General features: G+C 25.5%; 11 protein-coding genes. 4 read left to right on the top strand and 7 right to left on the bottom strand.

Annotation, left to right across the window (positions count from 1 at the left end; all coding sequences use genetic code 4):
- Positions 1-148 precede the first annotated feature (148 nt).
- From ACXYRO_RS00285 to ACXYRO_RS00260, 6 genes are all read right to left on the bottom strand, one after another.
- The gene (locus tag ACXYRO_RS00285; protein WP_458597819.1) at positions 149-2014 is read right to left on the bottom strand and encodes a GmrSD restriction endonuclease domain-containing protein; all 1866 of its coding nucleotides are present in this window, start codon (positions 2012-2014) and stop codon (positions 149-151) included.
- An 88-nt stretch (positions 2015-2102) separates the two neighbouring features.
- Entirely contained in the window at positions 2103-2654 is a 552-nt protein-coding gene (gene frr / locus ACXYRO_RS00280) for a ribosome recycling factor (protein ID WP_458607544.1), read from the bottom strand.
- Positions 2654-3373, bottom strand: a complete 720-nt coding sequence (gene pyrH, locus ACXYRO_RS00275; protein WP_458597822.1) for a UMP kinase — start codon at positions 3371-3373, stop codon at positions 2654-2656. The genes frr and pyrH overlap by 1 nt, the downstream gene beginning before the upstream one ends.
- 211 nt (positions 3374-3584) lie before the next feature.
- Positions 3585-3788 (bottom strand): hypothetical protein, encoded by a 204-nt coding sequence (locus ACXYRO_RS00270; RefSeq protein ID WP_458613960.1) that lies wholly within the window; start codon positions 3786-3788, stop codon positions 3585-3587.
- Between the two features lies 1 nt (position 3789).
- Positions 3790-4341, bottom strand: coding sequence for a hypothetical protein (locus ACXYRO_RS00265; protein WP_458613959.1), 552 nt, complete (start codon positions 4339-4341; stop codon positions 3790-3792).
- Positions 4342-4519: 178 nt separating this feature from the next.
- Entirely contained in the window at positions 4520-6604 is a 2085-nt protein-coding gene (locus tag ACXYRO_RS00260; protein ID WP_458613958.1) for a hypothetical protein, read from the bottom strand.
- Positions 6605-6783: 179 nt separating this feature from the next.
- Here ACXYRO_RS00260 and ACXYRO_RS00255 point away from each other — a divergent pair, with 179 nt between their 5' ends.
- The 4 genes from ACXYRO_RS00255 to asnS all read left to right on the top strand — a co-directional run bounded on the left by ACXYRO_RS00255 (position 6784) and on the right by asnS (position 11155).
- Entirely contained in the window at positions 6784-8199 is a 1416-nt protein-coding gene (locus ACXYRO_RS00255) for a hypothetical protein (protein ID WP_458613957.1), read from the top strand.
- 346 nt (positions 8200-8545) lie between these two features.
- Complete coding sequence (locus tag ACXYRO_RS00250; RefSeq protein ID WP_458613956.1) at positions 8546-8941, top strand: hypothetical protein; 396 nt, start codon at positions 8546-8548, stop codon at positions 8939-8941.
- 27 nt (positions 8942-8968) lie between these two features.
- Entirely contained in the window at positions 8969-9700 is a 732-nt protein-coding gene (locus ACXYRO_RS00245) for a hypothetical protein (protein ID WP_458613955.1), read from the top strand.
- A gap of 102 nt (positions 9701-9802) precedes the next feature.
- The gene (gene asnS, locus ACXYRO_RS00240) at positions 9803-11155 is read left to right on the top strand and encodes an asparagine--tRNA ligase (protein WP_458613954.1); all 1353 of its coding nucleotides are present in this window, start codon (positions 9803-9805) and stop codon (positions 11153-11155) included.
- Positions 11156-11181: 26 nt separating this feature from the next.
- Here asnS and ACXYRO_RS00235 read toward each other — a convergent pair whose 3' ends face one another.
- On the bottom strand, positions 11182-12915 hold the full coding sequence (locus ACXYRO_RS00235; RefSeq protein WP_458613953.1) for a GIY-YIG nuclease family protein: 1734 nt from the start codon (positions 12913-12915) through the stop codon (positions 11182-11184).
- Between the last annotated feature and the right edge of the window lie 158 nt (positions 12916-13073).

The raw sequence follows: 13073 nt of genomic DNA, 5'->3' as shown, positions 1-13073 counted from the left end.
TTTGCTGTTTTTAACCTAGCAAAAAAAACGGCATATTTTTAAAATAAGACGCCGAGTGGTCCCTTAGGCGTCCTACTTATGAATAGTATAAGGATTTTATTTATTAATGTGGTATTAAAGAAAGAAAATTTACATAATACTTTAAAATCTAAATATTCTCATATCATTTTTTAATTTTTTTCGCCATTAATTTTCTTCTTTCAGGCAAAAATTTATCTTTATAATCTTTATATGTTCAGTTTATTATATCTTTTGGAATACAGTTTTCATCGAGATTTTCATCCAATTCTTCTAAGGAAATCTTTCTACCAAGGAAAAGAGAATTATTTGTTTTTATATCTTGAATTATTTCTTTAAAATATACATTAGGTGCTTTGTCTTTGATCTTAATATTTATATTCTTTTCTAAATATACTAAGTTAGCAGAATGGTTGTATCATTTTTTCTCAGATAAAAATGAATATTCATTAAATTCATTAGAAGAATTAATTAAATATTGTTTGGGAAAAATATGGTGTTTGTCACTGATTAAATTTTTTAACATATCCTCTTGTGTTAATCAAGGAGTAAGAAATCCTTTATTGCCATTAGCAACTGAGGCGGCATAATAACATTTTAGAAAAGGATTTTCTTGTATACTTGTATCTAAGAGTTCAGGAAGTCTTAGTTCTCAAAAATCAGTTGTCAATTCTGTTTGATCTATTTTTCTTAATATCACTTCGATTCCTAATTCTTTTATATTTCTTAAATCATTAATAACTTGATCAACATAACTATCTTTATATCTTTTTGTTAATAAAGACATTATATACCATTTAACAGTGTATTTTTTAACTTCTTCCATACCAAGACGAGAAAGTTTTCTAAGCTTTAAAAAGACTATATAAGCAATATTTATTACAACAGAATTTTTATTGATTTTTATATTTTTAAATCCTATATTTTTGATTGCTTGTGTAAAAGTATTGAAATTATATTTGTCTATAAAACTCGAAATTCCATTAATAATTTTTTCAAAATTACTTTGTATATTTTCTGGAATATATTCTCTTTTTTCGAAATCCCTACCAGATAATAATTCAACAAGATCGCTCATTTTTGCTCTATCAAAAATATGAGAAAATGAAACAAATAATATATCATTCACTGATGGTTTATAAATATAATCATTATTATTTATATTACTAAGTCAAGTAATTTTCTGACCCATTTCAGTTTTAAAAAAATCTGGATCAATTTTTTCAATCTCTCTGTAAATATTATTATCGGTTTTTAGGATTTCAGAAAAATAATTCATAACTCTAATTATATTTGTTCCGTAATTTTTATTTGCAGAAATTTTACTTATTGAATAATCCAAAAGCTTTAAAGGTGTCCCTTTGGAATTTATCCTTATAAAAATTTCTGTAAGCGTTTCCAGATCAACATATTCTTTTATTTCAATTACCCCAATATTAGTTGATCATATTTTATGTTTTAAATTATCTATTTTGCTATCGATATCTTCCATAGTTATTTCTGGATTATCATTAATATATTTTTGACAAACTTTATAATGAGAATGACCTTTAAATATATCTGAAATATCAGATATTCATTTTTTACTATTTTTTGTATATGCATTTTGTATTTTAAAAATCTCTTCATTTTTCTTAGGGAAGGGGTTAAAAGAAACAATTATTCTTCTTTTTTTATAATTTTCATCCAAGACTTCTAAACCATTAATTATTGCATTTAGAGCAGTTAACCTTTGTTGACCATCAATCAAAACAGTTTCAAAATCATCATTTGAAACATAACTCTTCCGTTTTATATCATTATTACGAGGTCTGTTTGTTATTATATAACCTATTGGGAAACCATGATATAAGGAATCGAACAAATCACTTACTTGTTTGTCTTTTCAAACATAAGGTCTTTGCATTTCGGGAATTATAAGTTTATCCTGAGAAAGTTCATAAATAATATCTTTAATTGTTCTTTGTTTTAGTTCATATTTAGTATTATTTTCCATAATCTTCCTTGTATAAATGTGAATATTTCCTTTATTATATACAAAAAAAAAAAAAAAAACAAACCACAAATTTTTGCACCGGAGCTTGTTATTTGTTTAGTAGTTCGTTTTCTTTTTCTTTGGTTAATTGAACGACTTTTTCAATTAATAAATCTACTTCTTTTTGAACAGCATCTAAGTATTTCTTTTCTTCATCCTCAGAAAGTTCTTCATTTGCTTTAATCATCTTATTTATTTCTTGACGAGCATTACGGATTCCTATTTTAGTTGCTTCAGTTAGTTTTGCTAAGTTCTTGATCATCTCTTTACGACGTTGAGTTGTTAAAGATGGAAATGTAAGTCTAATTTGATTACCTTCATCAACGGGGGGAATCCCAAGATTTGCTTTATCTAAAGCTTTAGCAATTTCTTTTACTGATGCCATATCATAAGGCTTAACTAAAAGTTGTTGTGGTTCAGGAACTGAGATGTTTGCTAATTCATCAAGTGGAGTGGGAACATCATAATAGTTTACCCGAATCCCTTTAATAAGTTGTGGATTGGCTCTACCAGTAGAAATTTTTGACATCTCAAATTTAAAATGACTAATTGCTTTTTCAGATTTTTCTTGTAGTTCTAATAAATAAGTTTCTATATCCATTATTTAATTACCTCTGTGTGTGTTATTTGTCCTTTTAAAACTTTTAATATTGAATCTTCTTCGAGTAAGTTAAATATAATTAAATTAATATTGTTATCACGAGCCATACTAGTGGCAGTTAAATCCATAACTTGTAATTTTTTTTCAAGTATTTCATTATATGTAATTTTATCATATCTTTTTGCATTCGGATTTGTTTTAGGATCACTATCATAAATCCCATCGGTTCCATTTTTACCCATTAAAATAACTTCTGCACCAATTTCAGATGCATATAATGTAGATGCAGTATCAGTGGTGAAATAAGGGCGACCAGTTCCACCGACAAAGATTACAACCTCTCCATCTTCAAGGTATTTCATTGTTTTTTCATTTACATAGTTTTCCGCAACACGAGCATCAATGTTCAATGAACTTTGCACCCTTGCTTTAAGTCCCACAAGCTCAAAACCACTACGAAGCGCTAAACCATTCATTATGGTAGCGAGCATCCCGATGTAATCGGCACGATTACGAGGAATACCATTTTTTTCAGCAGATGCACCTCTTCAGAAATTACCACCACCAATAACAATAGACACTTGTACACCTTGCTTTACAATTTCTTTTAATTGTATGGCAATTTTCTTAACAAGTTCGTTATCAATTGCTAGGTGTTTTTCTTTGTTAGCAAAACCTTCACCAGAAAGTTTTATTAAGATTCGTTTATATTTAATCATTTTTCCTCTAATATAATTTATTTATCATATTATAAACAAATTTTATGAATTGTTATATTTAAATATAAAAGGACATTTAAAAATGTCCTTTTATTAATTCTTGTTATCATTTTTTATTAAAATTTTAAGGTATTTATAAAAGTTATTTGTATTTTTATGACAAGTGAATTCAACTTTTTATATTACGACTTTTTGTGTTTATATAATAAACTTATACATCAGCTTTATCAGTTGTTATAATTGAAGGTAAATATTTATAAAGATTCAAAATTTCTTGTTTTGTAGCTTTTTTAATCGTTACTGATTTGCTTTTGTCAATATATTTTATGTTCATTAACAATTTTGGGTCTCTATTTTTATAATCCAAAGGAAGGTTTTCACCTAATAAATAAAAATCAACAACAAAAAATGTCAAATTATTTTTCACCTTTACTTTTATAGTCAGGAACTAATACCAAATTTGGAATTTTATCATCGTTTACTCAAACCTCATACATTAATAAATTTTTCGTTTTAAAGAATTCAACAATATCTTGGTTATTTAAATAAATTTCTTTAAACTTTTCTAGATTAATTTCCTTTAATTTTTCTTCTGTTAAATTATTTATATCAAAAACTACCTTGTCTTTGAACAAATTATAGTATTTCTTGACAAAAGACAAATTAAACTTATCTAAAAACCGTTTATTTAATTCTTCAACTGAATTAATATATGAATATTTATTTTTTAATAAATATTCAAATTTACCAGCATCTTCTTTATTGTTTTTCCACATATAATAAAAATAATTATCGTTAATATCTTTAATCATATTGTCTTTTTTATAAGACAGTATATATGAATAAAAATTGCCTATATCATCTTTATTATATTTATTAGAGTCTTTTTGTGAATATGAGCAAGAAGTAACAAGTAAAGAGAAAGAAGCAGAAGAAATAGATAATATTTTTTTAATCTTATTTTTCAATATAATATCTCCTTATCATAAAATTTTGTAAGAAATTAATTACCTATATGATTTCTTACATTTTTATTTTATAAGAAAAGAAGAAAGTAATCTAGAAAAAGATATAAAAAATCATTTAAACTTTTTATATCTGCAAATTTTATGGAAAAGAAATATGCACTTATACTTACTATACAAATTACACCAGCACCTTTTTAATAATTTCTTTAGCCTTTACTTTATTATTCTTAGCTAGTTCTTTTTTATACTCACTATAATTAATTCTATTTATCTTTTCTAAATTATTTTTAGCATAAATAGTATTTAAATAAGTAAATAAATAATTATATGATGCAACATTAAATGCTATATTAGCATCTACATCATACCCCAGCAAGAATCCATCAAGTAATGTATCTTTTGCTTCACCATTACTTAACACAGTATACCACCCCAGCACTTCGTTATTAAGTTTTTCATTAGCATCCTTATAGCTAAACTCGAAATTACTATTTTTACCATAAGGTAACATATCCACTAAAATTTGTTTTAGATCCTTTGTTTGCGGGAACACACTTTCAATCCCTAAAAAGTTATTAATATCTAAAATCGCTATTAATGCTGCAGTATATGTATTTAACTTTATTTTAAAATCATTAAATATCTTTTTTTGTTCAACATATCTAGCATCATTATTTTTATTAAGTTCTTCAATTTTTTCGATCTTAGATGCTTGTTGATCACCGTTTTTCTTATAATCCATTAATTTTAGAGCATCATTTAATTTTTTCAACACTTGCTTATATTCTATTAAACTAATATAATATTTTCTTTGATTCTCATCGACGGCCATAAATTTACCACCAGAATCAGTTATCGCATCGAACATCGAAATTGGAGCATAAGAAATTGTATTAGCATCTTGTTGTTGTTTTTGTTTTTCATTTGGATCTTTAAGATCATTTAATAACGGATCATTATGTGCTTTTAATGCTAGATCATAACTTGTTAAATTAACCTTTGGATCATACACCCCGTTTAAATTAAAAGTTCATGGTAAAAAACTATATTTAAACGCATCGGATTCTTTTGGATTCACAGCTCATTTTTTTAATTGTTGTTTTTGTTCATTGCTATATTTTCTTGTAGCATAAGCATTATCAATATAATTAATATTATAATTATAATTTTCGATCGGATGTTGCACAAACCCCTTATATGTATATAAAGAATCAGTAGTTAATATAGGAGAATATGAAATATTTTGATTAAAATTTCTACTTTCTTTATAATCAGTAAACTTATATGAATATCAGGTTCGAATCATTTGCGCATAATAATTATTAGCCATTAAGTTTGCTAAACTCGGATCAGCAGGATTCGACTCACGTTTACCTTCAATTTGATTAACAAAATTAGTTGGTAAAAACGATAACATTTTCTTTACATCATTAAGTACCGTATCAGCAATCTTAACCCCACTTTCATCGTTAGGTACACTCGCAAAATATCTAAGATATTTATTTTGATATTGATTCTTACTTTCATTTGCTAAGGTATTTAGATCATTATCAGTTAATTTATTTAACTTATTTTTATCAAAATAAATATTATCATAACCATTTATCACATTATTTTCATTATGTTTTAAATACGCTAAAACTTCATTATAAAAATTTTCTTTTGTTTGTTCATCGATATTTATTTTATCATTTACCACATCGTTAATTAGTTGATATAAATCCCCGTTATAATTCTTCATCGATACTTCTATATCAACATCAGGATTCGGCTTAATAAAACCAAACTCGGCCTTAGCTCAATCATTAAATTTTTGCTTCTTTGCTTTTCATAAACTTTGATCGACTCCACCATTAATTTTTGCATCAAATGCATCGTTGATCTTACCAAAATCCCCGATGTTCATATAAGGTCTAGTAATATGTAATCTTCAATTTCTTACATCATCAGCATCATAGTTTTTAATGCTATAACCAGGGATTTTAAACCAATAATCCCAATCTTTTAAGAACGGATTATTATCTTTTCGTCCATTATATTTATAATAATTATCATTAATCTTATTTTCTTTTACAAACAACTCGATTGCTTTATCCCTTAATTCTTGTGGAGAAGGTTCGTGTTTCTTATTCTTATCTGATGTTACAGAATCACTTCCACCAGATCTATTTGTATTAGCAAATGTAGTTGTTCCACAACTTACTGCGATAGTAGAAGTTGTTAAACTTGATAATATCAATAAACTTTTTAATTTTTTCTTCATATAACCCCTATATAGACAAATTATAATGAATTATTTTATATAAGGAATTTATATCATAAAGAAATACCGAATCAATAATACATATACAACATACATATCATAAAAGTGAAATAAATTCAACAAATAAACCATTTATGTTGGATTCTTTGATAGAATTATTTATATAAGAAAGGAATAAAATGAAGAATATTATTTTTAAAATAGCTGATGTCACTTCTGGGTTGAGCGGGTTAACTGGTATTAACAACAATGATGTAAAATTAGAAACAAGTTTTCCGAAAATTCAGGAACACCCTGATAAGGATTTAAATATAGAATATATAGAAAAATTATCTAAAGATATTTTTAAAAATAAAGAAAATATACTAGATAAAATATCGGAAGGAATTATTAAAAAGAATAAAAGTATTAATAAACCAATTAGCGAAATTTCCTTAGATGATTATAAAGAAATAATGAATAATTTTTTGGATATTTATAAAACAAATAATCTGATTACAAAAGACCAACAAGAAAATATAAATAACTATCTTAACGAGACAGGATATAAAAAATTTAAGAACGAATTAACAAAGTCCTTAAATACTTTTAAATCTGGTGTACATACAGTTAAAAAAGAAGTAGCAAAGTTAAATAATAATGAATCTACAATACAAAGAACCGTTCTAGATGCGAATAATGGTTATGTAATAAACATAGATAGTAATGAAATGAATTCAAAAAATCTAACAAAACAATTTTTTGAATTTGAATCCAAATCACAAGATATAAAACAACTTTATATAGATATAAATGATAATATACTTTGGTATAACAATATAATAAAAAGATTACTAAATGCACAAATAGCGATGTCTGCTGTATCTATATTTAGCTTTTTTGCAGGTATTTTTAGCTTTGGATTAGGTTTTTTTGGTACTGCATTATCAGCAGGTGCATCCATTGGATTAAGTGTTGCAATTAGTATATTAGAATCCAGAAGGGATAAATATATAAAGAATCATAAATTATTATCAGAAATATTTCAGTTTCCTAAAAAAAGTTCGAAAGATGAAGCATTATCAGGTTACTCATATGGTAAAAATGTTATTTCTGGGTGAACTTGAAATGTTTTTTCTGCAGTAAAGAATTATAAAGGTAAATTTTGAGCAATTGAAAAAGTACCATATAAAACATTTTTCAAAAAAGCTTTTTTACATACAACAGGATTTGTTCTTGATTCAATTGATATCTATTTAACAAAAAGAGAAATCGATAGTATGGAAGAGAAAAATAAAAAGATAAATAACTTTTTATCAGAATTAGAGAATCAGTTACAAACAATAGCGATAAATTTAGAAAATATTAAAAGAGTTGAATGAGTAGTAGTAAAAGAAACACCAATTGATAAACCTTATAATCAAGGCGGTAAAGGAGGAAAGAATTTAGTTTTTAAAAATCTTAAAACATCTGAAGTATTAACCTTAGAACAAATGTTAGCAAAACCTGATTGAATGCTTTATGCATGAGGGATGCAAAAGATATATAATAAAAAATTAAATGAATGATATATAAGAAAATTACCTAATAAAACAAAAACAGATAATTTAGGATAAAATGTTTGAATATGTTTTTATTTTGTTGATAATAAATGCTTGTTTTGCGGTTATTTTCTATCCTGTTTTTATAATTGCATATACAAAAAGATATCAAAGTTTCTTTTTTATAGCAAAAGATACATACAGCAGAGATATAAGTCAAAAAACAAAAGAGTATCATATAAACTTTGTAAAGGGATGATATGAGTTTAGAAAGTATCTTATATCTTATAATAAGGAAATTTTTTATTGAGTAATAGCAATAATTTTTCGTTTTGTTACACATATTATTTTAACAATAACATTCATCCTACTAGACAAGTATTTTAATACAAAAACAGCACCAGAAATGATAATAATTTTTATGGTAAACTTTATTACATATATCATTACTGATATTTTTACATTTCATTATTACTTTCAGTGCTTTCATATAGGGAGAAAAGTCAGAAAACACTTTGATGAAAAAGTCAAAAGTAGCAAAATAATCGATTGTGAATATATGCTTGATAATACTATTTACTTTAACAACGGGCTTACCACAAATAATTATATATATTTTAGAACAAACTTTTTTGATGTCAGGGTAAGGGTACTGACAACACAAAGAGTTAAAGAAATATTTAAAGAAAGTGCATATGATGTTTTTGCTTTTTTTATTTTTGATATGCACAAATCATGAAAAGATGAGCATAGTGAATATTATCAAGGTTTGTATTTTGATTATGTTAATTTTTTTAACGAAGAACAAAGTGATTAATATACATTTGATATTTAAGGAAGCTTTATGTCACTATTTTTATTTATATTAATGTGTTTAGGGGTGATTATATCAACAAACATCTTAGTGCTTTCTTTCATTATATTATTTAATACAAACTCATTCACTAATTTCATTATTTATAAGTGTCAAAAACTTGTTAGTATAACAGAAGCAAGGCAAACAAATGTACTATTTAAAAAAGGAGGTCAATTATATTTAAAAGAAAACAAATTTATATTTAAGAATATGATTATGTCCTTTTTTATTATACTCTTATTATTTTTTATAAACGAATTAATTGTAAATTTGGATGCATACAATAAACTTGCGTCTCAAATAAAATTAGGTTATTTTAAGGAATGAAGATATGTAGATATTTTCTATGCCTTTGCATTGGTTATAGAATCAGTTTTTATAGTTTTATATTATAAAAAATATAAATATTTATATAATAAATTAACTAAGATATTTGATTATTTTGAATATTCAGAAGAACAATATTATCTAAATAATGAACAAGACGCTAAGTATGATGATAATAAATTTTTATGTCATATTTATTATAAGAGTAATAAGATATTTTATATGAATTATAAGGTTATTGATACAGTTATAATAAGAAAAAGTAATAAATTAGCTATTTATTATTTCTTAATTTTTGGTTATCATTTTAAACAAATAAATTATGGTAATATGATTTATAAGGATTTATATCAAGCATTTTTATATTATAAAAATAACAATAAAATAAGGTAATTAAAAAATAAAATGAAATATTTAATTTAGAAGATATAGAGAAATTAACAACTTTTAACACAGCAAAGAAGCAAATTTAGTATAATATAATAAAGGAGAAAAATGCATACAATAAAAAGTATTTTATTAAAACCTATTTTTTATAACAACTGAGATATTCAAATTCAAGGGTGAGTTACATCTAATCGTGGAAATAAAAAGATTCGCTTCTTAGAAATAAATGATGGGTCAACCATAAAAAACTTGCAGGTAGTGTTCAAAGGTGATTTTGATTTCGAAGTTCTTGATATTTTAAAACCCGGATCTGCACTTTCTTTACAAGGGATTTTGAGAACTACACCAGATGCACCACAACCTATTGAAATGACTGCTACCAAGTTAATTGAATATAAAAAAGTAGATGAAGATTACCCGATTCAAGCACAAGAAATGAAACTTGAAACATTACGGGAAATTCCACACCTGCGTCACCGTACAAATGTTTTAAAAGCAGTGATGTTAATTCGTTCAACCTTGGCACAAGAAATCCATAAGTATTTTATGTTTAAAGGATTTCATTATGTCACTACACCTATTATTACTTCTAATGACGGAGAAGGTGCAGGGGAAATGTTTAATGTCTCTGATTCGAATGTGGATGATCCGTTTTTTGGTAAAGGGAACAAATCAACCTTAGGAGTAACAGGTCAGCTTCATGGAGAAAGTTATGCAAATGTATTTAAAAATATTTATACATTTGGACCAACATTTAGAGCGGAACGATCGAATACTAAACGACATTTAGCGGAATTTTGAATGATTGAACCCGAGATGGCTTTTTATGATTTGCATCAAACTATTTTATTATCAGAGGATTTATTAAAGGTTGTTTTAAGAAATACCATGGCTAAACATCCTTTTGAAATGGAGTTTTTAGATAAACTAAGTGATGGAAACTTATTAAATAAAATCCACAATTTTTTAGATTCAGAATTAAAAATTGTGGATTATCAAGATGCATTAAAAGAACTTGAAAAAGTAAAAGATATATTTGAAGAAAAAGATATCCATTTTGGACTAGATTTGGCAAGCGAACATGAAAAATACTTAACTGATGTTGTATATAAATCTCCAGTTGCTGTTATTAATTTTCCTAAATCATTTAAAGCATTTTATATGTATCAAAATGATGATGGTAAAACAGTTGCGGCTTTTGATTTATTAGTTCCCGAAATAGGGGAATTAATCGGTGGAAGTCAAAGAGAAACAGATTATTTTAAAATCGTAAAACGAGTAAATGAACTCGGTATTGATCAAGCCGACTTACAATGATATCTTGATTTAAGACGTTTTGGTCATCTTAAATCATCTGGATTCGGGATTGGATTCGAAAGACTTGTGATGTTTATAACAGGAATGGAAAATATCCGTGATAGCATTCCGTTTCCAAGAACTACAGGAAATATTAGGATGTAAAATAGTGTTTATCTTTTGGATAAATACTATTTTTTGTGAAAATAATTATAAACAGATTGGGCTCTACTTGTTCCGATGACTTCTGTAAGATTTTCAAGCGATTGTTCTTTTATAGATGCATAAGTTCCAAATTTAGCAATTAATGCAGTGATAGTTTTTTTACCTATATTAGGGATGTTTAATGATCCTTTCAGTGTGTTTTTTGAATCGGCAAGTTGATGATAATATCTTTTCACATTTTTGTCTACATGTTCTTGTAAAGCAGAGAAATATAAAAAACTTTCATCAGATAATTGAATAGTTTTACCTAAATCATTAATAAGTTTTTGTGTCTTGTGATTATCGTTTTTTACCAAACCAAAAACAAGATTATTAAGATTGAAGTTTTTTAACGCTTCCTTAATCTCGTTTATTTGAGCAATGCCGCCATCAGCAATAAAAACATCATTTGCATTTATTTTATTTTTATGCTTTTGTAAAAAAGAAACAGCATTATAGTAAGTAAATTGTACATCTGAATGCTTATCAATTTTTTGATTGAATTCTGATAATTTATTAAAAGTTGTTAAGTTTTTTATTTGACCCGTGATATCAAAACATAAAGAAGAACCAGCAACATCCTTTTGATAATTCTCAAAAGAATTATCAAAAATAATAAATTTATCTATTTCGGATAAATTTAATTCCTGTTTTAGTTTAATTCATAAAGCTACATTATCTTTAATTATATGTTTTCGTGCATATTCCTTTGCCTGGATTTGAGCATTTGATTTAAGGTTTTCTAATATACTTTTATAAATCCCTTTTTGTGGATATAAGATTCTTTTAGTAAGGTTGTCATCAAAAATAAGGTTTTCAGATTTATAAACAAAATCTAGCAAGATTTTGCTTTTTATATCTGGTCGTTTTTTATAGTAATCATTGATAAATTTTTCGATAAATTCAGTTAGTAAACCTTGAAATTTGCGATTTATGTTTTCAATATAAGTGGTAGAACCGTGTTGGTAAGATCGGATTGAAATAAAAATGTTTTGATTTACTTTTTCAAAAGCAAAAAAATCAAGTGATTGTGTGTTACTAATTTGCAGAATTTGTGTTTGTAATAATGATTTAATAAACACAGAAGCATTTTTATAAACTTGTGCAAATTCAAATTCTAATTTGCTGCTGTATTCTGCTTCCTTTTGTGAAATTAATTTAATAAATTCAGGCGATTTATTTTTGAAAATATTTTTAATTTCTTCAAGGGTATTTAATCAATACGATTCATCTTTATTGGTAATTTTAAGTCCCTTATTATATAAAAACTGATTACACAAAACATCGTAAAAAGCTGAAAATTGTGATGTAGGTGTAAGCGGGCCAAAATAATATTTTAAATTTTTTTTATTCAGATTATCACTAATATCTATATGTAAACCATTTTTATCAATTACAAATAAAAAATAGGGATATGTATTCTTGTTTGTAAGTTTTATATTATAACGAGGTTGAAATTGTTTTATAAATTTTAACTCTGTTAAAAATGAATCGCGCTCAGATTTACATATATAGAAATCAAAATCATTTATTTGATCAACCATCACAGGAGTTAATCAAGAATTATTATGTCCTTCAAAATATTGTTTAAGTCTTTTTCTTAGATTTTTAGCTTTTCCGACATAAATAATTTCGTTGTTCTTGTTTTTTCATAAGTAAACTCCACATTCATCCGGTACAATTTGATTAATTTTCTCTAAAATATGTTCTTTATTATTCATTTTGCCTCGTTTATTTTCTTTTTTGCCTATACCATAGGAAAAAAAGAAAAAAATTACTTTTTCTTTGCTTATTTTAGGAAAAAAAGATGAATTTTTACTTTTTTTCCTATTTTTTAGGAATAAAAATATGCATTTAGCAATATCTGCTGTGGTAATAA

Source organism: Mycoplasma sp. 4013 (assembly GCF_054353875.1).
The sequence above is the reverse complement of the archived record's forward strand: the minus strand, read 5'-3'. Positions and strand labels throughout refer to the sequence as shown.